The sequence below is a fragment of the Paenibacillus donghaensis genome (assembly GCF_002192415.1).
Classification (GTDB): Bacteria; Bacillota; Bacilli; order Paenibacillales; family Paenibacillaceae; genus Paenibacillus_AQ; species Paenibacillus_AQ donghaensis.
This window is the reverse complement of sequence record NZ_CP021780.1, coordinates 6,501,900-6,527,275: the sequence shown is the minus strand read 5'-3', so window position 1 is coordinate 6,527,275 and position 25,376 is coordinate 6,501,900. Positions and strand designations below refer to the sequence as shown.

Genomic DNA, 25,376 nt, shown 5'->3' with positions numbered 1-25,376 from the left:
ACCGTTTGGACGCACGTCAATGTGTGGGCGGGTAAATCAGCTTGGATAAGGTTAGGCTTAAATTTGACAGAACTGCGACATTTGCCGGCAATGGTCATAGAATGCTCACCGAAAGCGCTTTAAATATTCGATATACTTTAAGTAAGGATGAATAATTTCATTTTTGCGAAAACAGCTAGGATACCGGACGAATATAGCCGCCTATGTTGCGCTTTATTCTCTGGCAAACTATTAGAGGGGGATTTGCAAAATGACCATACAAACCGTACCATCACTTGTTGTGCCGGAGGCTTTCAGCCTTTGGCTGGACAGCCGGGGATTAATATATCAGCTGCTGGTAGATTTCCTGGGCAGAGCGCCATCGCTCTCCCGGATCGCAGAGTGGAGCCGTAACCGCCAGATGGGTGTAGCCGCAGAGATGACTGAAGGCGGACGTGAATTGAAGCGGTATCTCTGCAGTCAGGAGCCTGCCAGCCTGCCGCAGATCTGTGAGAAGGAGCAGCAGGAGTACAAGCGTCTGATGAACAACAAAGCGGCTAGACCCTTTATTCCCCGCGAAGCCGCACAGCTGGGACGTGCAGAAGAATTCTGCAACGTTATTGCCGATGTATATGCATCTGCGGGTATCGTGTTTAAGAAATGCAGCGGAGAAGCTGATGATCATATTGCCATGGAGCTGGAATTCATGGCGGTCATGCATGAGCGGATGCTCTATAACAGCTTCTCGGTGCGCAGCGCCATGGAGCTGCTGGAGATCCAGGAAAGATTCCTGGAGGACCATCTGCTGAGATGGACACCGATATTCTGCGAACGGCTGAACGCGGCTACGGGCAGCCCGCTGTACCTCGGACTGAGCCACATGCTGGAGGAATTTCTGCCTCAGGATCTGCAAATGCTGCGGGCATGGAAATCCTCACTGGAGAGCAGTTCGGCTGCGATGGTCTAGGAACTCCTTACGCCCATAATGAAGAGAACCGGTCTGGATATCCAGGCCGGTTTCTTTGGTGCAAATATTAGAATTTATATGTTTCACGCTATACATTATCCTTCTATTTCTCGCTGAAACACCCTGTCCTTTAAAAGGACGGCGTAGCCGTTTCCACTTGAGCGTTCAGAAGAAGCTATCCTCAAGCGCCATTCTGGCGTGCAGCAAGGCCTCAGGCCTCGGATGAAGCTGAAGCGGGATACCCAGAATAGCTGCGCTGCTCTGCAGAGCAAGGAGTGCTTTGGGGGAGGCTACAGTCAGCTGTGCGGGCTTCTGCCCGCTTTTCTCCAACAGGGCGATCAGCGATGATACATATTCCTGGCGGCAATCGGCTATTTCTACAATGTCGGCAGCTAGAATCCGGCTGTTCTGTGGATCTACCCACAGGCAGAGCCGGGGATACACAGGTCGCTCGTGTTCGCCTACGGCAACTGGCAGGAAGGAGTAATCCGATTCCCAGACCTCAGTGGAAGAGGCAAGGCGTTTCTTGAGCTGATACAGCTGCAGCTCGTTGGGATAGATGTAAGGCTCCAGATAATCTCCCGGCAAGAACCAGGGCAGCCACTCCGTATGCCATTCCACCCCTTCTGTCGTCACCGTGGGCACACGATGGGGGCGATTCTTGCCGGGATTGGCCGGTGCTTTATCCTGTTCACTGAACAGCATGATATTATCGCGCAGTTCTCCGGCAACATAAACGGCCTGTTCTACAGCGGCCGTAAGGCAGCGGACCTGTTGGCCGTCTAGCGTCCAGGGCATCATTCCCGGTTCATAGCTCTGGAAACGGGGCCAGGCCTTGGCGCCGCGGAATGTATAGCCCAGCCCTTTAATCAGCACATAATCTGCCTTCTCCAGATCCAGCCTGTCCTGGAAATTCACAGTTATTCCCTTCATATTGAATGCAAGCTCTGCCAGATCACCCTCCACAGGCGATTCATAGATGGAGGACAGCTCCTGCAGATACAGGCCGGCTTTAGGTCCAAGGTACAGATTGAATCCGAACTCCTGCCCGCCGGCGCCAAGCACCACACCATAACCAGTTTCACCTGTCTCGGGATCGGTTATGGCCAGGTAGTCCTCATTGCCCATCCATTTCCAGGGGCTAAGCTGCTTGAATTGAATGACAGTATCGAACAAACGCCGCCATTCGGCAACGGTAGCCTTTGAGTTGTTCATTCTACGCATCCTCCTTTATTAGTAGCATTTTCTTGATTATGCAGCATGCCTGCGCCGAAAACAAACGGAAAGGCACTCCCCGGTAAGGGAAGTACCTTCGGTCAAACCGTAGTTGGCGTGGGTTTGCTTCAGCTATTCAATTACTTTTTTGCTGCGAAACTTCATCAGGAACTCATACACAACCGGTACGACAACCAATGTCAGCAGTGTGGAACTGACAAGGCCGCCGATTACGGTCACGCCAAGTCCCTTGGAAATAATGCCCGCACTGTTCTCCAATCCGGTAACCAGCGGCAGGAGCGCGCCGATCGTTGCCAGAGCTGTCATCAGAATTGGACGCAAGCGCGTGCCTCCAGCCTCCAGCAAGGCTTGGCGGGTAGTCAGGCCTTCCTTCTCCTTGTGAATGACGCGGTCAATCAATACAATGGCGTTCGTAACCACGATTCCGATCAGCATCAGCGCTCCCATCAACGCAGAGACGTTCAGTGTCTCTCCGGAGAGCAGAAGGGCCACAAGTGCCCCGATAACGGTGAACGGAAGCGAGAACAGTATCGCGAATGGGGCCAGACCGCCGCCGAAGGTCACCACCAGCACGAAGTATACGATGGCAACTGCGGCTGCCATGGCTATGCCGAGCTGTCCGAAGGTCTCATTGATCTGCTCGGTTACGCCGCCGAATGTAACCGTCACGCCATCCGGCAGATCGAGGTCTTCAATTTTGTTCTTGACGCTGTTGGAGGCGCTGTTGACATCCTCTGCGATAATTTCCGCAGTTACATCAACCTTCATCTTACCGTCCATGCGTGTGATAGAGTCAGGCGAGGTTCCGTTCTCAATGGAGGCAACCTCCCCAATTGGCACGGTCATGCCCAGCGGAGAAGTCAAGGTGGCAGCCTCCATCTCCTCTATGCTGGAATACGTAGCCTTGTCAGTCTCGATGTAGACATTGTAGTTCTTTCCGTCAAGTTCAATCTCTGTCAGCACCGGACGGACACCGGCAGGGCTGAGCTTCATGGCAATCTGTCCTGCAGTCAGGCCCAGCGCGCTGAGCTTCTCCTGATCGGCCACAATGGTATATTGATCATAGGATTCTGTGAGGCTGGTCTCTCCATCCTTGAAGCTTGTGCTGTCCGCCTGGACAATTCCGGCGATCTGATCAGCAACCGGCTTCAGCTGCTCCAGCGTGTCGCCGAAGATATTGACGGTCAGCGTGCTGCCGCCCAGACCGCCGCCGACCATGCCGGACATATCTCCCCATTCGCCATCAGGGACTTCCTTAGTCAGGCCTTCAATTAATTTCTCCTTCACCGTATCGAAATCAGCAGTGTCGCTGTCATAGGCGACATAGAAGAGTCCCGAGTTGGCTGAACCGAAGCCTAAGGGATTGCTGCCTCCGATGGAGTATTGCATTTTATCCACATTCTTCTGAGCCAGAATGTATTTCTCGGCCTTCAGTGCCTGTTGCTCCACATCCTCCAGCCGTTGACCGGCCTTCGGGGAATAGGTCAGAGTAACATTCTTCTCTTCCTGCGAAGGCAGGAAGCTGACACCGATGGGTTTGATCAAGAACAGGCTGCCGGCAAGCAGCAGTACAGCCACGCCAAATGTAATCAGTTTGTGGGAGAGGCACCAGTTCAGGATCTTCTGGTAACCGGAAGCCAGTCGGCCCGGCTCCTCACTGTGGGTCTTCTTGCTCTCTTTCAGGCCGTTCCTGAACAAGGAATGAGCCAGGGCGGGAACGAGAGTAATCGCAACTACAAGCGATGCCAGCAGAGCGAAGACCATCGTCAGTGCAAACGGCAGGAACAGCTCACCGACCATGCCGCTGACGAAGGCAAGTGGCAGGAATACGGCAATCGTTACGATGGTGGAGGACAAAATCGGCACGAACATCTCGCGGGTGGAGGCGCTGATCAGCTCGCGGCCGCGCAGCTTCTCACCCTTAAGCGACAACCGCCGGTAGATGTTCTCAATAACAACGATGGAGTCATCCACTACCCGCCCGATGGCAACCGTCATTGCTCCGAGCGTCATCATGTTCAGTGTGATGTCCATCTGACGCAGACAGAGCACGGCGATAAGCAGGGATAACGGAATCGAGATAATCGAGATAATGGTCGAGCGGATATTCCGCAGGAAGACCAGGATAATAATGACTGCAAAAAGCGCTCCGAAAGCAGCCTTGGACAACATCGTGCTTACGGAGTCTTCAATCGGCTTGCCCTGGTCGAGCAGTACGGTAAGATCAAGGTCTTTATATTGGGCCTTCAATTTCTCGGTTTCGTCCTTGACGCTGTTGACCACCCCAACGGTGTTGGCATCATTGGCCTTCACGATCTGAATCCCGATCGACTCCTTGCCGTTGGTGCGTGAGATCGATTCCGAGTTGCCTACGACCTCAATGCTGGCCAGTGCGGACAGCTTCACCGTCGGCAAGCCCATATTGCCTGCCGCAGGATTCTGTCCAGGATCGGCTTCATTGGCTCCGGCGGCCGGAGCCTGAGTTCCTGTGCCTGTGGCATCTGCCGCACCTGGATTGCCGCCGCCGGCACCTGCAGCCCCGCTTGGCATGATAGGAATGGTTACATTCTTAAGGTCTTCCACCGTGGTGATGTTTCCATCCACGACAACGGCCTTCTGCGATTGCTCCATTTCGAACAAGCCCAGCGGCACGCGGAGCGAAGAGCCTTGCACAATGCCTTTTACCGTGTCTTCAGTCAGTCCGTATTCCGCAAGCTTGGCCTGGTTGAACTTCAGGGAGACCTCCTTGACATATTGCCCGGCGATCTGTACGGAAGCTACACCTTCCAGATCCTCCAGGGCAGGACGGATATCATTCTCAGCAATCCGGGTCAATTCCTCCAGATCCTGGGATTTATCGTCGGACAGACTCAGTGAGAGGACGGGCAGGGAGCTGAGGCTGAAGCGCGAGATGGATGGCTTCTGCACATCATCCGGCAACACCACTTCATTCAGGGATTCGCGCACGGCTGCCGTCGCGTTATCGAGGTTCGTGCCATAATCGAATTCAATAAAGATGCTGGAGGCATTCTCCAGCGAGGTGGAGGTCAGCGTCTTCACGCCGTCCACATTGCGCAGCTTCTGCTCCAGCGGTTTACTGACGTCGTTAACCACGCCTTCCGGAGCCGCCCCCGGATAAATGGTAGTAATGCTCAGATAGGGGATACTGATGTTGGGCAGCGTCTCCTGCTTCATGGTCAGTCCGCTGTACAGCCCGGCAAATACAATAATGATCGTCAGAAGCCATACGGCGAATTTATTTCTGAGCGAGAAATTGATTAAGCTTTTCATAAGATACGTTTCTGCTCCTCTCGGACCTTATACGGTTACCCGCAAGACCTCTAGATATTAATGTGGTTATACTCACTATCCCATACGGTCCTCTCTCAATTTAAAGCAAAGATACAGCTGTGAGGCTAATGAAAGCTGCAAGAATGGTTCAGGTAAGGCAAGGCCAGTGCACTCAATTCCTCGACCTCGCCTGCCAGCTGCGGGGCAGCCTGCAGATTGGACAACATCCCTTGAATAATGGCTCTGCGGGGATGGGGGACAAGCAGCTCGCTCTCCAGGATTGTCAACGATTCCTGCAGATTGTTTTTCTCCTGAGCATCCATGGTGTCAGCTTGCCCCAGCGTGTTCTTCATCTCCTTGATCATCTGCAGCGGGTTGCGCCGGGTGTTACCTTCACGCTCCTCCATCCAGCCAGCAACGATTGCGGGCGAGATCAGCGGAGTCAGCTGGCCCCCCAGCAACCCGGCAACGATGATATCCATTAGATCCACGACATAGTCCGCCATCCGGGCGATTGACACAGGAGTATCCTGCTGGAAGATCACCCGGATATAGGAGCTGATCATGCCATGTGCGACCAGGCATAAATCTCCGGTGTATGGCAGGACTTCCGGGCCATACACCTGTTCAAGCTTATTCTGGAACCAGATCAGAACGTCGACATTGCTCTTGCGCAGCCATTCTGGCACATCGGCAATGCCCCTTCCGGCGATCTCCTGCACCTGCCGCTGCAGAAATTCCCGCAGCTCGTACACATGGGTAAGCAGAATCTCCACCTGGTTGCGCAGTTTCTCCTGCGGGGTCCTCCGTTCCTCCTGCTCCTCGCGGAGCAGGGGGTCCCGGATCATGCGGAAGCAATATATATAAAGGCTGCGTTCCAGCTCTTCCTTTGATTTGAATACCAGATACAGGCTGCCCTTGGACATTCCACAGGCGGAGGCGATTTCCTGCATGGAGGTGGACGAAGAACCCTTCAGCGCAAACAGCTGCATGGCGGTCTTGATTATCAATTCTTCTTTGTCTGCGGATTTGTCAGCCACTGCACAGCATACTCCCTTCTGACTTTCGGGTTCTGGAAATGACTCTTAAGTCAAGGAGATTATAGTACAGATACAGAAGCAATACAAATCTTAGTGCAGAGAAGTTACAATTTTGTCGCAATTGATATTTCACCGTCGATTCTAGTAGGAAGTAAGAGGTTCTTCATGTAATATATATTTGTGACATTTTCGTGAGAATTGCCAGGATGAGAAGGTAGGTTAGATATGAGAAGAGGACTGCAGGCTATAGTCATCATTGGGGCTTTGTTAGCATTTTATTACTTTGGGTTTGGTGTTTTCGGCAGTACCGGAGGAACCATTATCAGTATTTTCTCCACACTTACAGTAATTTCGATCGGACTGGCTATCTTCATGGAGAACCGGAATCCTTCGACGACGATGTCGTGGATTCTGCTGCTTGCTTTGATTCCTGTGTTGGGATTGGTTTTCTATTTCCTGTTTGGACAGAATGTGTTCAAGCGTCGTAAATATGATAAAAAAGCGCAGCGCGATCAGATGGCCTATGAAATGATCGAGAATGACGCGCTGCGCATGCACCAGGACTGGTCGATCTTCACTCCTTCACGTCAGAAGCTGCTGGGTCTGTCCCATCGTCTGGCGCGCACGCCGGTATCCTTCTCATCGGAATCACGGATTCTGACCAATGGCGAGGAAACCTTCGGCACGTTGCTGCTGGAGCTGCGCCAGGCCAAACATCATATTCATATGGAATATTATATTTTTCGGGCGGACCATATCGGTACACGTATTCAGCAGATTCTGATCGACAAGGCACGTGCGGGGGTGGCTGTGCGGTTTATGTATGACGCAGTCGGCAGCATGCAGCTATCCAGGGCGTTCCTGAAGGAGATGGTGGATGCGGGCATTCAGGTGGCGGCTTACGGCAACTCGACCTCCTTTTTCTCCAGTCGGGTGAATTACCGCAATCACCGCAAGATTGTGGTAATCGACGGCGACGTTGGGTTTATGGGTGGACTGAATGTAGGTGACGAATATTTAAGCCGCAGCAAGACCTACGGCTTCTGGCGGGATACGCATATGCTAATCCGCGGAGAGGCCGTGCGCACCATGCAGATCATCTTCCTGCAGGACTGGATGCACACCACTGGCGAGAAGATTCTCGAGCAGGACTATCTCTCGCCCCAGCTGCGCTTTATGGCCGGGGATGGAGCTGTGCAGATTATCGCCAGCGGGCCGGATAATGAACGCCGGGCATTGAAGAATATTTTCTTCTCGATGATTACTTCTGCAGAGAAGTCGGTCTGGATTGCCAGCCCGTACTTCATTCCCGATGAGGACATCCTGACAGCGATCCGTGTAGCGGCGATGTCGGGGCTGGATGTGCGGCTGCTGTTCCCGGCCAAGCCGGACAAATGGCTGCCGTTCCTGGCTTCCCATTCCTATTTCCCTTCGATGCTGGAGGCCGGAGTGAAGATATATGAATACGAGAAAGGCTTCATCCACTCCAAGCTGCTGATTGTAGACGGGGAAATTGCCACAATCGGTACGGCCAACATGGACATGCGCAGCTTCCATCTGAACTTTGAGGTTAATGCGCTGCTGCTTCAGACAGAGAGTGTTGCCCGTGTCGTGGCCGATTTCGAGCGCGATCTGTTGTCCACCAGCCTGATCGTGCATGAGGAATTTATGAACAAGCGGCTGCTTGAGCGACTGCTTGAATCGGCAGCGAGACTGATGTCGCCGCTGCTCTAGGACATTTACCCTAGCACAAACCACCGGAGGCAGCTGTGCCTTCGGTGGTTTTTTTAGTGGTTTGCTCATCATATGCCGTGCCCCTTGCCCATTCCGCAGGAATAGCCCGCTTTTGATTTTAAGGGTCTTGCGCATTCCGCAGGAACAGCCCGCTTTTGACCTTAAGGTCTTGCGCATTCCGCAGGAACAGTCTGCTTTTGTCCTTAAGGTCTTGCGCATTCCGCAGGAACAGCCCGCTTTTGATCTTAAGGTCTTGCGCATTCCGCAGGAACAGCCCGCTTTTGATCTTAAGGTCTTGCGCATTCCGCAGGAACAGCCCGCTTTTGACCTTAAGGTCTTGCGCATTCCGCAGGAACAGCCCGCTTTTGACCTTAAGGTCTTGCGCATTCCGCAGGAACAGCCCGCTTTTGACCTTAAGGTCTTGCGCATTCCGCAGGAACAGCCCGCTTTTGATCTTAAGGTCTTGCGCATTCCGCAGGAACAGCCCGCTTTTGCCCTTAGCCACAGGCTTGCATCCCGCCAGGGATAGCGGGCCCGTCCAGACGGCGTCCAAGCGGTCCCGCAGGGATAAGCGCTCCTACACCCCAGCCTCCTAATCACAGTACCGCCAGGCTCATTCGCCAAACTTGCAGGTGTCCAGAGGGTGCAACCCTTTGGGGCCCTCCCTTGGAAGGGAGGGTTTGGGTGGGATCGATATCATTAAAAGGTAGTAAACCCCAACCAAGTCTGCAGGCGGAAGATCAAATATTTGAACTTGGTAATATCGCCCTGATAGTCCTCAAACGGCAGACTGTATTCTGCCCCTTCGTTATTCCACAGACGGGTGAAATAGTTTGTCATCTCCTGATGGAGCGGCTGACCCTGCTTCAGCGATACCCATAGATTGTTCTCCAGGTTGTAATCATCCAGATTGCGCAACGTGAAGTTGGTGGAGCCACCGAGAATGGTGGAGCTGCCGCCGGGCTTGGAGACAAACAGCAGCTTGGGATGAAATTGCTCCATGGTTGTATTGTACCAGCGGATGGAGATAGCCCCGTCAGAGCGTTGGTTCAGATTCATCGCCACCGGACGATTGGGGATGCCGATCTTGTCGCGACCAAAAGCGTTCTGGTTAGGGTCCAGCAGCAGCTTGACCTCGGCGCCGCGTGCCGAGGCGTCGACCAGTGCGTCAAGAATACGCTCATCGGCCAGATAGAACATGCCCATCCAGACTGTATCGCCTTGATCTGCGGAAGCGAGTGCCTCCAGCGCGTATTTATATATCTTGCCTTCGGTAAGATACCGTACCTCCAACGGTTCCGAAGGCACGGCTGCGCTCTCCGTAAACACTGGCTCCTTACTGAGCAGCGGCCCGGCTCCGGACAGATCGGCCGCCGCCTGCTCGGTCTTCAGGATGTCGCCGATGATCGGCCCGCTGACCTCCAGTGCGATATTGGAATGATAGGCGCTGGCATCATGTACATTGCCTGATGAGACCAAGGCCGAATTCTCACTGGCAATGACCTTGCGGTGGTTGGCTTTGACATTAAGCAGCTTCATATAAGAGCGGGCGGTAATATCCGGTCCGCCGCTGGCCATAAGATTGGGAATCCATCCATTACCTGATTGACCGAACCACTGGATGAATGTGCGCCATACGGCTGAATAGGCGGGGGTGGAATCCCGCAGCGCATCCACGTCGGTCAACACGACCTTGATGCCCGCTGTCTGCAGTTCCTCCAGCAGCGCATTCGGTGCAGAACCATAGTTGGTGTTAACCTCATCTGTGATAAAAGCAATATCCATATCCGGGTAGGCCGTCTTATGGGCAATCAGCTTGTCCGCAAGCTGGCGGCTGACCGCCGGGAACTGCTGGTCTGTGTGGGTATAGTCATTGAACAGAAACAGATCGATGACCAGAAATTGCCGTGATTCGTCGATGATCTGCAGAATCCTCGGCAGAATCTCGCTCTCCTGCGCTCCTGTCGGACTTCCGTCCGCATGGGTCACGTCGTGCCAGAAGGCTACGTCATTCACCTTATACACAGGACTCTCATAAGAAATGCCGGGCGGCAGCGCCTTATGTGTCTGATAGATCATTACGGCGATCAGCCAGAGCACCAGCAGCAGTGCGGCTGGTACAAGCCGACGGCGTAGCGCAGGGCGCTTTTGGTTCAATCTGTCGATTTCTTTAGGTGTAAGAAACTGCGGACCTGGGGAAGAACGGGGACGGCTGCTGCTTAGGTTCATGGGAGTTCCTCCTGAAAGTTGCGAAGCGGATGTGAATCACCAAATCTGGCACGCTCCGGCATGTATCAACCTATTAACGCCCATTTGCATGAACTGAAGCAGCAAGGGAATATCTGCTTGCTGTGTTCTTCTATTGTCCTGAAATCAGAAACTTCCTATTCTGGCGGGGGCACCCCGGTCGTCCTTATCGGACGTCTTGTCGGTGAACATATCGCGGCTCAGGCTGAGTCCCGCAGAGGCAGAGCTCTTATTATTGTCAAGTATGCGGCAGGGATGTGTTATAATGAAACGTATTGTGTACAAGAATGGTATGCAGACGGAGCCAACGACTCTGGCAGTTGCCTATAATAAAGGGTAAAGAACGGGGTGAAGAGATCATGAACCATACGCCGCAGGATGGCCCGGGCTCCGGCAGAGGTTCGCAGCCAGCCGAAGGTAAGGATCCCAGGTCTCTGTTGCCTTCGTCCAAGACTGGAGAACGCAAGATAGAGCATGTTCGTCTCTGCCTGAATGAAGAAGTCGGCGCGAATGGAGTCACCACCGGTTTCGAGCAGTACCGGTTTCGCCATAATGCGCTGCCAGAGCTGGATTTTGCCGATATTTCGCTGGATACGGTCTTTCTGGAGCGTCGGCTGCGGACCCCGCTGCTGATCAGCTCCATGACCGGCGGCAGTACGGCAACCGGCGCGATTAACAGCCGTCTGGCAGAAGCGGCGGAGCGCCGCGGCTGGGCGCTTGGCGTAGGCTCGGTAAGAGCTGCCGTTGAACGCGCCGAGCTGGCGGCAACCTTTCATGTGCGGGATGTAGCACCAGGTATTCCCGTAATCGCCAATGTGGGCGCGGTGCAGCTCTCCTATGGGTTCGGCGTGGATGAATGCCGCCGTGCGGTGGAGATTGCTGGAGCAGACTGGCTGGTGCTGCATCTGAACGGGCTGCAGGAGGTGTTCCAGCCGGAGGGCGACACAAACTTCGCCTCTTTGTTAGGCCGGATCGAGCAGGTCTGCCGAACGCTCGGCGTTCCGGTTGGCGTGAAGGAGGTCGGCTGGGGCATTGACGGGGAGACAGCGCTGCGTCTGTATAATGCTGGTGCCGCTTTTGTGGATGTGGCCGGTGCGGGCGGCACCTCCTGGAGTCAGGTAGAGAAGTTCCGCAGCACCGATCCGGTGCGCCGCGCGGCTGCGGAAGCTTTTGCCGACTGGGGCATCCCGACTGCCGAATGTATAACCGAAGTGCGGGCGGCTTCGCCTCAGGGTGCTTTGATTGGCAGCGGCGGGCTGAGGAACGGAGTGGACGCAGCCAAAGCCTTGGCGCTGGGCGCCGATCTGGCCGGCTTCGGGCGCAATCTGCTTGGTCCGGCGGTGGAATCAGAAGAGGCGCTCGATGCTGCGCTGGGACAAGTGGAGCTGGAGCTGAAGACGGCGATGTTTGGCATCGGCGCGGCCGATTTGACGGCACTGCGCGGTACCAAACGCCTGCAGCGGCGTTAAGAAGCTGCCAGGATGAATACGGAACGATAGGAAGGGTTAACCATGATGATTAAGCTGGTCCAGATGGACGAATCAACATTCCAGTTTTTCCTCGGTCAATCAACCCGCGATTATGCGGCGGACAAAGTGAAGTCCGGGGCCTGGGATGCAGTCAATGCACTGAAGCAATCGAAGGAAGAAATGACCAAGTTTCTGCCTAAGGGTCTGCATACCGAAGGCGCATATTTATATTCTATAGTAGAGATTGAGAGCGAGACGCAGGCCGGGTACATCTGGTTCAACGTAAACGAAGGCCGCAGCGGGCTGGAAGCCTTTATCTATGATTTCTATGTCTTCGAAGCGTTTCAGGGAAAAGGGTACGGCAAGCAAGCCATGCTGGCGCTCGACGAGGAAGCGCGGGGCATGGGCGTCAAGAAGATCGGCTTGCATGTCTTCGGCCAGAACGACCGGGCCTTGGGATTGTATAAGAAAATGGGTTATGCGGTAACGGACATCACAATGTCCAAAGAACTGTAGAATTACCACACATAGTCTGCAGTATCGACCTCGGGAGAGGTCTTTTTGCCGTTTAAATTCTTTTTACGTTACTACTTAGGTTCCAGCGAGGATTTAGAAAGTTACCCTGCAACCTTCGGAATAATTAGATGCGAAAGTGGTTACTGCTTAGGACTCCGTATGTAAGAACAACAGAGACTCAGCTCCATAATTAGGGAGGCGAATAATTAGTTGCGAAAACGCATCTATTTAGCCGTTTTTTTTCGTTTTGGAGGAAATAAGTGCGAATACGCATCTATTTTGGACGTTTGAGCGTTTCAGGAGTGATTTGCTCGAAATTAGTTGCAGATTTGCACTTATTCGCCTGCTAATCGATGTTTCAGCTGAAATTAGTTGCAGTTTCGCATCTATTTGCTCCGAAGGTTCCAGGGCAACACTCTAAATCCTGGCTGGAACGTAAGTAGTAACCGAAAGTGCAACTAAATTCAGATGAAACTCCTATCAGGAGGTCAATAAGTGCGAATCTGCAACTAATCTCGAGTAATTCAGGCCTCTTACGCTCAAACGCCCAAATTAGATGCATTTTCGGTTACTACTTAGGACCCTGCGAGACTCCAAGCCCTTGAACTAGGTAACCTGCATTCTAGCGGACCGTATAGCCCCTAAGTCGTCAAAACAGGCTCTAAAGCGAGTGTTTTCTGTGGTATAGAGGCTCCTGGGTCCGTTAATCCTGCAAAACGGCCTATTTACAGCAAATAGAGGCTCCTGAGTCCGCAACCGTCTGAAATCGAAGCGAGGGTTACGAGCGAAGAGGGCTAGGGGACCTAAGTAGTAACCATTTTCGCAACTAAATCGGGTAGAAGCTTCAGTGTGAGCGATGTCTTTGTTGTGACAGATGAAAAAGAATATTATGTAAGCACAAGCCCATTAGCCGAACCGTTGCAAAGAGTCATTAAACATCCGGTGTTGCTGGACCCTATGTTCTAATATATAATGGTTTAGATCGTGTGGTTGCGGTAATGATCAATTAGCCAAGTAGAAACGGCTTCGCCGCCCTCTACAAAAGCGTATGCTTCCGAAGCAGCGATACTACGTATCGCTTTCAGGTATCTGTTTCGGCGAGAAATAGAAGGATAAGTTATAGCGTGAAACATTTAAATTTTTTATATTTTGAAAATAGGAGTTGTCATATAAATGGCTTTAAAAGCGGGAATTGTTGGACTTCCGAACGTAGGGAAATCCACTTTGTTTAATGCGATTACGCAGGCGGGAGCCGAATCGGCGAACTATCCGTTCTGCACCATCGACCCCAACGTGGGTGTTGTTGAAGTACCGGATGAGCGTCTGGATAAACTGACCGAGCTGGTTGTACCCAAGAAGACAGTGCCGACCGCTTTTGAATTCGTTGACATTGCCGGTCTGGTGCGCGGTGCGAGCAAAGGTGAAGGACTAGGCAACAAGTTTCTGGCCCATATCCGCGAAGTAGATGCGATCGTACATGTGGTGCGCTGCTTTGAGGATGAGAACGTTACCCATGTCGACGGCAAGGTGAACCCGCTGAGCGATATTCAGACCATCAACCTGGAGCTGATCCTGGCTGATCTGGAGAGCATTGACAAGCGGATCGACCGTTCCCGCAAAAACATCAAGGGCGGCGACAAGAAATATGCCCAGGAGGTTGAGCTGCTGGAGCGTCTGAAGGTCTCCCTGTATGACGACAAACCTGCACGCAGCGTGGAGTTGTCCGAAGACGAGCGCCTGATTCTGCGCGACCTTCATCTGCTCACGCTGAAGCCGGTGCTCTATGCCGCGAATGTCAGCGAAGAGGAAGTAGCGACGGCCGACAGCAATCCTTATGTGCAGCAGGTACGTGATTTCGCCGCCTCGGAGAATGCAGAGGTTGTAGCGATCAGTGCGAAGGTGGAAGCGGAGATTGCCGAGCTGGAAGGCGAAGACAAAGCGATGTTCCTGGAAGAGCTGGGACTCGAAGAATCCGGCCTGAACCGTCTGATCAAAGCAGCTTACAGACTGCTGGGTCTGTACACGTATTTCACCGCAGGTGTGCAGGAAGTCCGTGCCTGGACGATTCAACGTGGTACCAAGGCTCCGGGAGCAGCGGGCGTGATCCACAGTGACTTCGAGCGTGGTTTCATCCGTGCCGAAGTGGTGGCCTATGACGATCTGGTGGCTGCCGGTTCGATGAACGGGGCGAAGGAACGCGGGCAGCTGCGTCTGGAAGGCAAGGAATATGTGGTCCAGGACGGCGACGTTATGCATTTCCGTTTCAACGTATAAGTCACCGGTTTACCGGTAGAATAAGCAATCTAGGGGACTGTTCCGGGGGTAATCTGCTTCCTATGGGGCATGTCCCTTTTTTTTAATATAAGAATGAGAGGGCGTCGAAGCCGTTTCTACTTGCTATAAAATAAATCCTGGCTTGCCTGCTCACAGCTCTGCCGAGGTGTAGCCAATCAAGCGTATTGGTGATATAATATAAAGTCGTATATCTATAATTGTTATGCAAACTAAAAATGAAATTGACACAGGAGAGGTGAATTCCCTTGTTGGACCGATTGCAATCCCTGGCGGGCCGCTATGAGAAACTCAGTGAACTGCTTTGTGACCCGGATGTTGCAAGCGACAGTAAGAAACTGAGGGACTATTCCAAAGAACAATCAGACCTGCAGCCCGCTTATGAGGCTTATACTGAATATAAGAATGTGATGGAAGAGCTCGACGCTGCGAAGCTGATGCAGAGCGAGAAGCTGGATGAAGACATGAAAGAAATGGTCAAGATGGAGATCGACGAGCTCTCCGCGCGCCAGGTGGAGCTGGAAGATAAGATCCATCTCCTTTTGCTGCCGAAGGACCCGAACGATGACAAGAATGTGATCGTGGAAATCCGCGGTGCAGCCGGTGGAGACGAAGCGGCGTTGTTCGCCTCCGATCTGTACCGGATGTACACTCGTTATGCCGATACCCAGGGCTGGCGTGTGGAGCTGATGGATGCCAACACCAATGACCTGGGCGGATTCAAGGAAGTGATCTTCCTGATTAACGGCCGTGGGGCTTACAGCAAGATGAAATATGAGAGCGGTGCACACCGCGTGCAGCGCATTCCGACAACGGAATCAGGCGGACGGATTCATACCTCGACCTCCACCGTGGCGGTTATGCCTGAAGCGGAGGATTTCGAGATCGAAATTCATGATAAGGATATCCGCGTCGATACCTTCTGCTCCAGCGGAGCAGGCGGGCAGTCGGTTAACACCACCAAATCGGCCGTACGTGTAACGCATGTGCCTACCGGCATCGTGGCGACCTGCCAGGACGGCAAATCGCAGAACTCCAACAAGGAGAAGGCACTGCAGGTGCTGCGTGCTCGTATCTCCGACCTTAAGCGCCAGGAAGAAGAGGCCAAATATTCCGGCGAACGCAAGAGCAAGGTGGGAACGGGAGACCGCAGCGAACGTATTCGCACATATAACTTCCCGCAGAGCCGGGTTACCGATCATCGTATCGGTCTTACGCTGCACCGGCTGGAGCAGGTCATGAACGGCGATATTACCGAGATCATCTCCGCGCTTTCGATTGCCGAGCAGGCGGACTTGATGGAAAAAGGGGAATAATGCTTTGAATAATGATGCTTTTGTCATGTCGGAGGTGCGAAGCATCCGGGAAGCCTTTGCGGAGGCTTCTTCTTTTTTGGGCGGCTGCGGCGTAGCGGAGCCGCAGCGCAGTGCGCAACTGCTGCTGGAGCAGGTGCTGGGTCTGAGCGGCGCCGCCTATTATATGGCGCTCGCTGATCCGTTCCCGCAAGCGGCCAAGGGTGCTTGGGAGACGATGGTCGCGCGGCGGGCCACAGGGGAGCCGGTGCAGTACATCACGGGGGAGCAGGAATTCTACGGGCGTCCCTTTGAGGTGACGCCGGATGTGCTCATTCCCCGGCCGGAGACGGAGCTGCTCGTCGAGGCGATTCTCCGCTACAGCGCGGAGCTGTGGCCGGACGGGCTGGCGCCGGGCGGAGCGGCGGCTGGCGCTGCGGGTGAAACGCAGCGGGGTGAAGGCACTGCGGCTGGAGCGCAGTGGGGCGAAGCTGCTGCAGGTGAAACGCAGCGGGGTGAAGGTGCTGCGGGTGAAACGCAGCTGCCGGGAAGCGGCGCGGGCCATGCGCGCGCCGCACGTCCGCTGACCGCCGTCGATATCGGCGCCGGCAGCGGAGCGATCTCGGTCACGCTGGCGGCCGAAGCGCCGGCGTGGCGGGTCTGCGCCGGCGACATCTCGCCGGCGGCCCTGGCCGTAGCCGGGCGCAACGCGCTGCGCCACGGCACGGCCGTGGACATCCGGCTCGGCGACCTGCTCGAGCCGTTCGCCGGGCTGGAGACGGATATCCTCGTCTCCAACCCGCCTTACATTCCCGGCGGCGATATCGCCGGGCTGCAGCGCGAGGTGCGCGACCATGAGCCGCGCACGGCGCTGGACGGCGGAGCGGACGGGCTGGACCCGTACCGCCGCATGATGGAGCAGCTGCCGCTGCTCCCGGCACCCCCGCGCCTGGTCGGCTTTGAGCTCGGCCAGGGCCAGGCCGAGCAGGTGGCTGCGCTGCTGCAGGCAGCCGGACACTGGAACGAGATCGTTACCATTAGCGATCTCGCCGGTATTCCGCGCCATGTGCTGGGTCTGGCGCGCTAGCTTTGCAAAGAGAAATTTGTATTTATGCTGCCCCTTCCTTTACAATAGAAACGCAGCGGGGCTTTTTGCGTATTTGCGCAATATAAACCCGTAATCAAGCAAGGAGGCAAGGCATGCTTCAGAAAATTAAAAAAATTGACGGCGCCATTATCGTTATTCTTGTGCTGCTGATGGCTGTCAGCATTTTTGCCATATATAGTGTCACCCATGGACGGGATACGCTGAACGGGCATCATATCCGCATGCTGAAATATTACGGGATTGGGTTCGTGGCTTTTATAGGCTTGACCTTCATGGATTACAGGCTGCTGGTCAAGAACGCGCTCTATATCTATCTTTTCGGCATAGGCATGCTGGTGCTGGTCAGCTTCCTCGGAGAAACGAAGAATAACGCCCAGGGCTGGCTGTCTCTCCCTGGTGGCCTCAGCCTGCAGCCTGCAGAGCTGTTCAAGCTGGTATTGATTCTTTTCCTCTCCGCCGTCCTGGTCCGCAAGAAGAAGAACAAACTGCAGTTCTGGCGTGATGTGGTGCCGTTGTGTCTGATGACGCTGCTGCCCTTCCTGATCGTGATCTCGCAGAATGACCTCGGGAACGCGCTCTCTTACATTATTATTCTGCTGGGACTGCTGTGGATCGGAAATATCAAGTATACGCATGCTTTAATAGGGCTTGTGGTAATTACTAGCACAGCGGTTGCCGGAATTATGAGCTATATCCATTTTCATGACCAGATCAAAACCTTTCTGACCGATATCAACCGCTCACACTGGATCGAACGATTCGATCCCTGGCTGGTTCCGGATAAAGCAACCGCCAAAGCGGTCTATCATACCAAAAATGCCAAGCTGGCCATCGCCTCCGGCGGAATGGGCGGGGAAGGATATATGCAGGGGACTTCTGTACAGACCGACCGTGTGCCTTACACCTACTCCGACTCGATCTTTGTGCAGATTGCGGAGGAGTTTGGATTTGTGGGTTCTGCCGCTGTGCTGCTGCTGTACTTCATCCTGATCCACCGGATGGTATTGATTGCACTGGAGAGCAGGGACCGGGCGGGACCTTTCCTGATTATCGGGATTGTGGCGATGCTGCTGTATCAGATTTTTGAGAACATCGGCGCCTTTATCGGACTGATGCCGCTTACGGGAATTACGCTGCCGTTTATCAGTTTTGGCGGCACCTCACTGCTGATCAATATGGCCAGCATTGGCCTGGTGATGAGCGTGCGCCTGCATGGCCGGGAAGTTGAAGATGATCTGCCGAAGCATGGTCAGCAGCAGGTGACCGCCAAGCAGAGGTAGCCCTGCATCTGTCGAGTCTGTCAGAAACTATACGAACCGCCATTCCTGTCAGCTATGAGAGGGTGGCGGTTTTTTTGAAATATAAGAATGTATATGTTTCACGTCATCCATTATCCTTCTATTTCTCGCAGAAACGGATGCCTGAAAGCGATACGTAGTATCGCTGCTTCGGAAGCATACGCTTTTCAGAGGATGGCAAGCCGTTTCTTCTTGTGAAGCACTAAGAGGGATATTATGGGGTGAATCTATAAAAATTGTATTTCTTCAGCGGCTTGCCTTACAATAGAATAGGCTGTCCTCTTAAGGGGGATATGCTGATCCCCCGCAGAGCAAGGAGTTGTACCATGCTGCAGAAGCTGAAGAAAATTGATATCACGATCGTGATCGTGCTGGCTATGCTGATGTGTATCAGTATTTTTTCGATTTATAGTGTGACGCAAGGCAGGGAAGGGCTGAACGGCTACCACACGAAGATGGTGCAGTTCTATATTCTTGGGTTTATTGTGTTTTTTCTGCTGTCCTTTGTGGATTACCGGTTATTTATCAAATACGCGCTGTACATCTATATCGCCGGAGTGGGGTTGCTTGTATACGTCAGCTTTTTCGGCAAGGTGATCAACGGGGCGCAGGGCTGGCTGTACATCGGGAATAACAGCGTGCAGCCTGCAGAGCTGTTCAAGCTGGCACTGATCCTGTTTCTGTCTTCCTTTCTGGTCCGCAAAAAAGGAGTTACGCTCGCCTTCTGGAAGGACGTTGTGCCCATGGGCCTGTTCACACTGCTGCCGTTTCTAATCGTCATCTCGCAGAAGGATATCGGCAACGCGCTGAGTTATATCGTTATTCTGTTTGGCCTCCTGTGGATTGGCAACCTTAAGCTTTCGCATACCTTGATCGGACTGGGCATCGTTGGCGGTATCGCTGTGGCTGGCATCTTTAGTTATATCCATTATCATGACCAGGCGGTTCATTTCATTAAGGATACCATTGGCTTTGGTCATTTAATCTCGCGGTTTGATCCGTGGCTTGTGCCTGAGCTGGCCTCCAATGATCATAAATTCCAGACCGAAAATGCCAAGATTGCCATCGCGTCCGGCGGACTAAGCGGGGAAGGGTATATGCAGGGGAACTCGGTACAGAACAATATCGTGCCTTATACATATTCGGATTCGATTTTTATCCAGATTGCCGAGGAGTTTGGATTTGTGGGCTCCGCCCTGCTGCTGCTGCTGTTTTTTATCCTGATTCACAGACTGATTCTGATCGCGCTGGAATGCCGCAATCCGGGTGGCCCGTTTATCATTGTCGGCATGGTAGCCATGCTGCTATACCAAATCTTTGAGAATATCGGCGCCTTTATCGGACTGATGCCGCTGACCGGAATTACGCTGCCTTTCATCAGTCATGGCGGCACCTCGCTGCTGCTGAATATGGCCTGTATGGGCATTGCGATGAGCGTACTGCTCTATGGCCGTGAAGAGGAGGATACGCTGGCGCTGCCGGCCGATTATGCGATCCAGTCCAAGACACTCTGAGCCTCCGGCTGCTGATCTGAATCTCAGAAGTAGAAGAAGTTTTATAGATTGCTAGGTTTGCAGACTCTCTTCCCTGGACATACTGGATACCAGGAGCACAGGAGAAGAGAGGGGCGGATTTAGATGAATAACAGAAACATGGGGCTGGAAGATTCCCTGCGTGTAACCTTTAAGTATACTGCCATTTTAGTTTGTTTTTTTATGATCATTGTAATGGCCTGGGAAGGGCAGCGAAGTGATGCTGCCGTAGCATCCTCCTCTATTCCACGGGAGTCGATCCGGCTGCGTATTCTGGCGAATTCGGATGGTGCGCAGGACCAGCTGGTCAAACGGCAGATCCGCGACAGCATTGTGGAGCAGATGAACCAGTGGGTAGGCGGTCTTGAGGACCCGCAGAGTCTGGAACAAGCGCGGTCGCTGATCCGCAGTCATCTGCCGGAGCTGAACCAGCTGGTGGCCAGTGAACTGGCGGCGCGCGGGATTGATTATGATTACACAGTAGAGCTGGGCGTTGTGCCGTTCCCTACCAAAATGTATGGTGGAACAGTGTATCCGGCGGGTGAATACGAGGCGGTCCGCGTTACGCTTGGCGAAGGCAAAGGCCAGAACTGGTGGTGCGTGCTGTTCCCGCCGCTCTGCTTCATCGATGCGGGGTCAGGCGATGCGGCGGCAGCGCCTGCTGCGGACAAGAAGGTTGAACAGTCCAATTCCAAAGAGTCCAAGGGCACTGGGACAGCGAAGAAGCTGTCAGCTTCCGCAGTCGATGGAGCCAAGGTGAAAGCGGCCAACGGGCAGGCTGTAGATACTGTTTCTGATGCAGGTACCGGCGAGGGTAAGGAACCGGAAGTGCGTTTCTTCGTCTGGGAGCTGCTGCAGAACATCTGGAACTGGATCTGCGGGCTGTGGTCTTAAACGCTTGTGAAGCTAAGCTAGGGAAGTGCAATGCAGTCTACAATTTGGAGTGCGGATATGTTACTCTTTTATCAGCAGCTTGTACTTGGCCGCGGCCCCTTTTGAGGGGCCGTTTTTAAACGTTGCGGGAGTTTCCTAAGTTCGAATTATTAATTTAGTTGCGAAACTGGTTACTACTTAGGTCCAACGAAGAATTATAGGGAAAATGTACCGCTAGTTGGTCTCAGAATGGGGATTCGATGGGGTTATAGGGAGTTTCTACCGTTAATTACGTGCTATCCGCTTCATAATGCCCTCGAAAGACAATTTAGTGGTAACTTTTCCCCATAGCCACCTACGTGTTTGGATTTAGAACGCTCAAATCTATATGGAAAAACCCGGGTCCTAAGTAGTAACCGAATATGCATCTAAATTAGACTATTCTTCCTTTATTTGGAATAAATAGATGCGAAAAGGCATCTAATTTGCGCGTTTGAGTGTTACAGGCCCGGTTTACTCGAGGTTAGTTACAGATTTGCACTTATTCGCCTCCAGATAGGAATTTCAGCTGAATTTAGTTGCAGTTTCGGTTTCGGTTACTACTTAGGACCCCGCGAGACTCCAAGCCCTTGAACTAGGTAACCTGCATTCTAGCGGACCGTATAGCCCCTATTTCCTCCTATCTGCGATCTTTTGACGTCTTACGGACCGTATAGCCCCTAAGTCGTCAAAACAGGCTCAAAAGCGAGGGTTTTCTGTGATATAGAGGCTCCTGGGTCCGTTAATCCTGCAAAACGGCCTATGTACAGCAAATAGAGGCTCCTGAGTCCGCAACCGTCTGAAATCGAAGCAAGGGTTACGAGCGAAGAGGGCTAGGGAACCTAAGTAGTAACCAGTTTCGCATCTAATTCCTCCGGACGATGATCCGGCACATCAATATATTGCAGAAAGACTGTGACTAAGATGGAAAATAGACCGAATTCCCTATTCGCTGTCCAGCGAAAAAGTGGGAACAGCAAAGATACGTTACTCTGGAAATTACACTCTTCAGCGGTGCAGGGGGAGGAGCTGTCCGCTCGGCAGCGGGCAGAAGATACTGCTGCCATAGCGGAAGCTGCGGCACTGCTGCGTGCAGGCGGAACTGTAGCCTTCCCTACGGAGACAGTGTATGGGCTTGGCGCGGATGCGCGGAATACGGCTGCGGTGGAAATGGTGTTTGCCGCCAAGGGGCGTCCCTCGGACAATCCGCTGATTGTGCATGTGGCCGGGGTGGCCGCGCTGGATGATCTGGTCAGTGAAGTGCATGAAACGGCGGCGGCGTTAATGGCTGCGTATTGGCCCGGCCCGCTTACTCTGGTGCTTCCTGCCCGGCCCGGCGTGCTGTCGCCGCGCGTAACCGCTGGGCTGGACACCGTAGGCGTCCGCATGCCTGATCATCCGGTGGCGCTGGCGCTGCTGAAGGCGGCAGGCTGTCCGGTAGCCGCGCCGAGCGCGAACCGCTCTGGCCGGCCCAGCCCGACACTGGCGTCCCATGTCCAGGACGATCTGGCCGGATACATCGGCGGCGTTCTGGATGGCGGTGCCGCCGGGGTGGGGCTGGAATCGACCGTGGTGCAGGTTCAGCCTGACGGCACGGTCGCTGTGCTGCGCCCCGGCGGCATCACTGCGGAGCAGCTTGCCGCTGTTGCAGGGGTTGCTGCCGTAGACCTGTCGCCGGCAGCTGCACTTGAATTCGCTTCGCCAAGCTCCGCCGGCGAAGCACTGCCCGGCCCTGCCGCCGGCGGAGCCATCGCGGCTGAGGCCGGTTCCCCCGGCGCTGCGCGCGCCGCCGGGGACGGCAGCCCGGCGCCGCGCGCGCCGGGCATGAAGTACACGCACTATGCCCCGCGCGGCTGGCTGGGCGTAGTGCGCGGCGCTTCCGCGCAGCGCGTCGCGGAAGCTGCCGCGGAGCGGCTGCAGGCGGCGCAGCAGCGCGGCGAGAGTACAGGCCTGCTCCTCTTTGAGGAGCATAGGGGCCTGTACCCTGCCGGCACAGCCGCCTGTGTCGTGTCTCTCGGCTCGCTTGGCGCGCCGGAGGAGGCGGCCCGCTCCCTGTATGCCGCGCTGAGGCGCTTTGACGATGCGGGAGCGACCTACATTCTGGCCGAGGCCTGCCCGGTTACCGGCCTCGGCGCCGCCATCATGAACCGGCTGATGAAGGCAGCCGGCGGTTCTGTGATCGACGCCGATTAGTCAGGCGGCGCAACTCTCCCGGTCTTGCAGCGCAGTTCTCCCGGTCTTGCGGCGCAGCTCTCCCGGTCTTGCAGCGGCAACTCTCCCGGCCCTGCAGCGGCAACTCTCCCGGTCTTGCGGCTGCACTTCTCCCGGCCCTGCTGCGCAGCTCCAATCTCTCCCTGCTTGTCATGATTGTCCACTTGTCCGCATATCGTTGTGATACATGATATTTGGACTTGGGGGGCTTGAGGATGGGCATAGGAGAGGTATATACCGGTTGGGGGCAGACCGTTACGGTAGCCATTATGGCGGTAGCGTTGGGAATGGATGCCTTCTCTCTTGGTGTAGGAATCGGCATGAAGGGGATTCGTCTGCTGCATGTGCTGCAAATGAGTCTGCTGATTGCTTTTTTTCATGTGCTGATGCCTCTCATGGGGCTGCTTACCGGAAATTATGTTGGCCATTTGCTGGGGCAGGTGACTACTTATGTCGGGGGTGGTCTTCTGGTGCTGCTTGGAGGACATATGTTATATAATTCCTTTTGGCCTGGAGTAAGCAGACGGGCGTTTGATCACCACACGCTCTGGGGGATGCTGCTGATCTCGCTGAGTGTCAGCGTGGATTCCTTCTCGGTCGGCGTATCCCTGGGGATGTTTGTGAACAGTGTGCTGCTGACTATTCTGGCCTTTGGTGTCTGCGGGGGATTGATGGCGATTACAGGCCTCCTGCTGGGGCGCAAGGTCAGCCGCGGGCTTGGAGAATACGGTGAGGCCTTGGGCGGGGCGATCCTGCTGGGGTTTGGCTTGCTGTTCATCTTCTGATACAATAACGGCAAACGATTTTTATTTTGATTCATGGGGGTGCAAAGCATGCTGCATATTTTATTCGTCTGCACCGGAAATACGTGCCGCAGTCCTATGGCCGAAGGGCTTCTGCGGAAACTTGCGAAGGAGCGCGGAATCGAGCTGGAAGTGCGGTCTGCCGGAGTATCTGCCATTTCCGGAAATACAATATCCAGGCACGCCGCAGCCATCCTGCGGGATGAAGGGGTACATGAAGACTTTCAATCCTCACAGCTGTCCGCTCCGGATGTGAGTTGGGCACATCTGGTGCTTACCTTGACCGGTGGCCATAAGAGACATCTGCTGCAATATTTCCCTGACGCCGTTTCCAAAACCTATACGTTAAAGGAATATGTTCAGGATGAAGCGGCGGTTCAGCAGGATATTCAGGAACTGGACAGCCTGTATGCAGGTGCGGAGCTGAGTCTGGCGTTGGGCAAAGAGCCCGAGGCGGCAGATCTCCAGCGGATCATCGAGATCCGCCAGCGAATCCCAAGCTTCGATATTTCCGACCCTTTCGGCGGCTCGCGGGATGATTATGAGCTGGCTGCAGCAGAGATCCGTACAGCGCTGTTTGGGCTTCTGGATAAGCTGGAAAGCTTGAAACGTTTGTAAAGATGGTTGATTTTCAGCGGCTCATGCTTTAAGATAAGAACAAATAACGGTTCCGGTGTAACTGGCGACAACTGTGGATGAAACCACGATGGAGCACTGGAATAAACGGCCGGTCGCCTGGGCACAAGAGCAAATCCGCAGCTACCTGCGGACTGCTCTTTTTTGTTTAAATCAGCCGTGTTTGCGGCTTGAGGGAGGTAAGGCGATGGATGATAACTTGCAAGAGGAACAACTGTCTCTGACGGCTGCAACTGCAGCAGTGCTGCGGGAGTTGGCTGTTACCGGCAAGCTGGGGCCAGGCAAAATTCTGGTTGTAGGTGTCAGCACCAGCGAAGTGGCCGGTGTGAGGATTGGCACAGGCGGGGCGCTGGAGGTTGCGCAGCAGCTGCTTGCCGGTGTACAGGAGGTTGCTGCCGAATATCACTTTAACGCGGTGTATCAGTGCTGCGAACATCTGAACCGTGCGCTTGTTATGGAACGGTCCTTACTTGAGGCTCTGGGCCTTGGTGAAGTATCCGCTGTGCCTGTTCCGGGGGCCGGAGGCTCGATGGCTGCCGCTGCCTACCGCTCGATGGCAGACCCGGTGCTGGCCGCTTCGGTACAAGCCCATGCCGGTCTGGATATCGGGGAGACGCTGATTGGTATGCATCTGCGTACAGTCGCTGTCCCTTTCCGCCCGACTCTGCGATATATTGGCGCTGCCCGGGTGAGCGCGGCCTGGTGCCGTCCGCCGCTGATCGGCGGCGAACGTGCGGTATACCGCGCTGCAGAGACGAGCGGCGCGCAGCTGTGTGACTAGCAGGATTGACTGGTTTACCACATAAAGAAACA

The 25,376-nt window shown here is 54.2% G+C and carries 20 protein-coding genes and 1 riboswitch; of the genes, 14 read left to right on the top strand and 6 right to left on the bottom strand.

Annotated features, from left to right (window positions below):
- The first annotated feature begins 250 nt into the window (after positions 1 to 250).
- Positions 251 to 946 carry a TorD/DmsD family molecular chaperone gene (locus B9T62_RS29560; protein ID WP_087918529.1) on the top strand — a complete coding sequence of 232 codons (696 nt, stop codon included), beginning with the start codon at positions 251 to 253 and terminating at the stop codon, positions 944 to 946.
- Between the two features lie 165 nt (positions 947 to 1,111).
- On the opposite strand, the gene B9T62_RS29555 is transcribed toward B9T62_RS29560, so the two are convergent.
- The 3 genes from B9T62_RS29555 to B9T62_RS29545 all read right to left on the bottom strand — a co-directional run bounded on the left by B9T62_RS29555 (position 1,112) and on the right by B9T62_RS29545 (position 6,513).
- Positions 1,112 to 2,161 (bottom strand): DUF7309 domain-containing protein, encoded by a 1,050-nt coding sequence (locus B9T62_RS29555; RefSeq protein ID WP_087918528.1) that lies wholly within the window; start codon positions 2,159 to 2,161, stop codon positions 1,112 to 1,114.
- Positions 2,162 to 2,293: 132 nt separating this feature from the next.
- A complete protein-coding gene (locus B9T62_RS29550; protein WP_087918527.1) occupies positions 2,294 to 5,473 on the bottom strand; it encodes an efflux RND transporter permease subunit in 3,180 nt (1,059 codons plus the stop codon).
- Between the two features lie 125 nt (positions 5,474 to 5,598).
- Complete coding sequence (locus B9T62_RS29545) at positions 5,599 to 6,513, bottom strand: TetR/AcrR family transcriptional regulator (protein ID WP_087918526.1); 915 nt, start codon at positions 6,511 to 6,513, stop codon at positions 5,599 to 5,601.
- Positions 6,514 to 6,738: 225 nt separating this feature from the next.
- On the opposite strand from B9T62_RS29545, the gene cls reads away from it, so the two are divergent.
- Positions 6,739 to 8,247, top strand: coding sequence for a cardiolipin synthase (gene cls, locus B9T62_RS29540; protein ID WP_087918525.1), 1,509 nt, complete (start codon positions 6,739 to 6,741; stop codon positions 8,245 to 8,247).
- Positions 8,248 to 8,365: 118 nt separating this feature from the next.
- Here the strand turns inward: cls and B9T62_RS29535 are convergent, their stop codons facing one another.
- Both B9T62_RS29535 and B9T62_RS29530 read right to left on the bottom strand, forming a co-directional pair.
- Complete coding sequence (locus tag B9T62_RS29535) at positions 8,366 to 8,752, bottom strand: hypothetical protein (protein WP_157794058.1); 387 nt, start codon at positions 8,750 to 8,752, stop codon at positions 8,366 to 8,368.
- A 194-nt stretch (positions 8,753 to 8,946) separates the two neighbouring features.
- A complete protein-coding gene (locus B9T62_RS29530) occupies positions 8,947 to 10,476 on the bottom strand; it encodes a phospholipase D family protein (protein ID WP_087918523.1) in 1,530 nt (509 codons plus the stop codon).
- Positions 10,477 to 10,853: 377 nt separating this feature from the next.
- Here B9T62_RS29530 and fni point away from each other — a divergent pair, with 377 nt between their 5' ends.
- From fni to B9T62_RS29480, 9 genes are all read left to right on the top strand, one after another.
- Entirely contained in the window at positions 10,854 to 11,963 is a 1,110-nt protein-coding gene (fni, locus tag B9T62_RS29520; RefSeq protein ID WP_087918521.1) for a type 2 isopentenyl-diphosphate Delta-isomerase, read from the top strand.
- Between the two features lie 42 nt (positions 11,964 to 12,005).
- Positions 12,006 to 12,479, top strand: coding sequence for a GNAT family N-acetyltransferase (locus tag B9T62_RS29515; protein ID WP_245864125.1), 474 nt, complete (start codon positions 12,006 to 12,008; stop codon positions 12,477 to 12,479).
- 1,173 nt (positions 12,480 to 13,652) lie between these two features.
- Positions 13,653 to 14,753, top strand: coding sequence for a redox-regulated ATPase YchF (gene ychF / locus B9T62_RS29510; protein WP_087918520.1), 1,101 nt, complete (start codon positions 13,653 to 13,655; stop codon positions 14,751 to 14,753).
- Between the two features lie 266 nt (positions 14,754 to 15,019).
- Positions 15,020 to 16,087: a peptide chain release factor 1 gene (prfA, locus tag B9T62_RS29505; RefSeq protein ID WP_087918519.1), complete on the top strand. Its 1,068-nt coding sequence runs from the start codon at positions 15,020 to 15,022 to the stop codon at positions 16,085 to 16,087.
- Between the two features lie 25 nt (positions 16,088 to 16,112).
- The gene (locus tag B9T62_RS29500; protein WP_169834532.1) at positions 16,113 to 17,150 is read left to right on the top strand and encodes a N5-glutamine methyltransferase family protein; all 1,038 of its coding nucleotides are present in this window, start codon (positions 16,113 to 16,115) and stop codon (positions 17,148 to 17,150) included.
- Positions 17,151 to 17,263: 113 nt separating this feature from the next.
- Positions 17,264 to 18,451 (top strand): FtsW/RodA/SpoVE family cell cycle protein, encoded by a 1,188-nt coding sequence (locus tag B9T62_RS29495; protein WP_087918517.1) that lies wholly within the window; start codon positions 17,264 to 17,266, stop codon positions 18,449 to 18,451.
- A 344-nt stretch (positions 18,452 to 18,795) separates the two neighbouring features.
- Complete coding sequence (locus B9T62_RS29490; protein WP_087918516.1) at positions 18,796 to 19,983, top strand: FtsW/RodA/SpoVE family cell cycle protein; 1,188 nt, start codon at positions 18,796 to 18,798, stop codon at positions 19,981 to 19,983.
- Positions 19,984 to 20,106: 123 nt separating this feature from the next.
- Positions 20,107 to 20,895, top strand: a complete 789-nt coding sequence (spoIIR, locus tag B9T62_RS29485) for a stage II sporulation protein R (RefSeq protein WP_245864122.1) — start codon at positions 20,107 to 20,109, stop codon at positions 20,893 to 20,895.
- 942 nt (positions 20,896 to 21,837) lie between these two features.
- Complete coding sequence (locus B9T62_RS29480; protein WP_087918514.1) at positions 21,838 to 23,106, top strand: L-threonylcarbamoyladenylate synthase; 1,269 nt, start codon at positions 21,838 to 21,840, stop codon at positions 23,104 to 23,106.
- Here the strand turns inward: B9T62_RS29480 and B9T62_RS29475 are convergent.
- A complete protein-coding gene (locus tag B9T62_RS29475) occupies positions 23,103 to 23,288 on the bottom strand; it encodes a hypothetical protein (protein ID WP_087918513.1) in 186 nt (61 codons plus the stop codon). The genes B9T62_RS29480 and B9T62_RS29475 overlap by 4 nt on opposite strands.
- 51 nt (positions 23,289 to 23,339) lie before the next feature.
- Between B9T62_RS29475 and B9T62_RS29470 the strand changes: the two genes are divergently transcribed.
- The 3 genes from B9T62_RS29470 (at position 23,340) to B9T62_RS29460 (ending at position 25,344) form a co-directional block, all read left to right on the top strand.
- The gene (locus B9T62_RS29470) at positions 23,340 to 23,909 is read left to right on the top strand and encodes a manganese efflux pump MntP (protein WP_087918512.1); all 570 of its coding nucleotides are present in this window, start codon (positions 23,340 to 23,342) and stop codon (positions 23,907 to 23,909) included.
- Positions 23,910 to 23,957: 48 nt separating this feature from the next.
- A complete protein-coding gene (locus tag B9T62_RS29465; RefSeq protein WP_087918511.1) occupies positions 23,958 to 24,545 on the top strand; it encodes a low molecular weight protein arginine phosphatase in 588 nt (195 codons plus the stop codon).
- 47 nt (positions 24,546 to 24,592) lie between these two features.
- Positions 24,593 to 24,675: riboswitch (ZMP/ZTP riboswitch) on the top strand.
- 75 nt (positions 24,676 to 24,750) lie between these two features.
- The gene (locus B9T62_RS29460) at positions 24,751 to 25,344 is read left to right on the top strand and encodes a TIGR01440 family protein (RefSeq protein WP_087918510.1); all 594 of its coding nucleotides are present in this window, start codon (positions 24,751 to 24,753) and stop codon (positions 25,342 to 25,344) included.
- Positions 25,345 to 25,376 lie beyond the last annotated feature (32 nt).

Bases quoted from the DNA above. Each gene is read 5' to 3' on its own strand.
- spoIIR (WP_245864122.1), top strand. From the start codon at position 20,107: ATGAATAACAGAAACATGGGGCTGGAAGATTCCCTGCGTGTAACCTTT.
- B9T62_RS29495 (WP_087918517.1), top strand. From the start codon at position 17,264: ATGCTTCAGAAAATTAAAAAAATTGACGGCGCCATTATCGTTATTCTT.
- B9T62_RS29465 (WP_087918511.1), top strand. From the start codon at position 23,958: ATGCTGCATATTTTATTCGTCTGCACCGGAAATACGTGCCGCAGTCCT.
- B9T62_RS29470 (WP_087918512.1), top strand. From the start codon at position 23,340: ATGGGCATAGGAGAGGTATATACCGGTTGGGGGCAGACCGTTACGGTA.
- B9T62_RS29460 (WP_087918510.1), top strand. From the start codon at position 24,751: ATGGATGATAACTTGCAAGAGGAACAACTGTCTCTGACGGCTGCAACT.
- cls (WP_087918525.1), top strand. From the start codon at position 6,739: ATGAGAAGAGGACTGCAGGCTATAGTCATCATTGGGGCTTTGTTAGCA.
- B9T62_RS29560 (WP_087918529.1), top strand. From the start codon at position 251: ATGACCATACAAACCGTACCATCACTTGTTGTGCCGGAGGCTTTCAGC.
- fni (WP_087918521.1), top strand. From the start codon at position 10,854: ATGAACCATACGCCGCAGGATGGCCCGGGCTCCGGCAGAGGTTCGCAG.
- B9T62_RS29480 (WP_087918514.1), top strand. From the start codon at position 21,838: ATGGAAAATAGACCGAATTCCCTATTCGCTGTCCAGCGAAAAAGTGGG.
- B9T62_RS29530 (WP_087918523.1), bottom strand. From the start codon at position 10,476: ATGAACCTAAGCAGCAGCCGTCCCCGTTCTTCCCCAGGTCCGCAGTTT.
- B9T62_RS29490 (WP_087918516.1), top strand. From the start codon at position 18,796: ATGCTGCAGAAGCTGAAGAAAATTGATATCACGATCGTGATCGTGCTG.
- B9T62_RS29500 (WP_169834532.1), top strand. From the start codon at position 16,113: ATGTCGGAGGTGCGAAGCATCCGGGAAGCCTTTGCGGAGGCTTCTTCT.
- ychF (WP_087918520.1), top strand. From the start codon at position 13,653: ATGGCTTTAAAAGCGGGAATTGTTGGACTTCCGAACGTAGGGAAATCC.
- B9T62_RS29555 (WP_087918528.1), bottom strand. From the start codon at position 2,161: ATGAACAACTCAAAGGCTACCGTTGCCGAATGGCGGCGTTTGTTCGAT.
- B9T62_RS29550 (WP_087918527.1), bottom strand. From the start codon at position 5,473: ATGAAAAGCTTAATCAATTTCTCGCTCAGAAATAAATTCGCCGTATGG.
- B9T62_RS29515 (WP_245864125.1), top strand. From the start codon at position 12,006: ATGATGATTAAGCTGGTCCAGATGGACGAATCAACATTCCAGTTTTTC.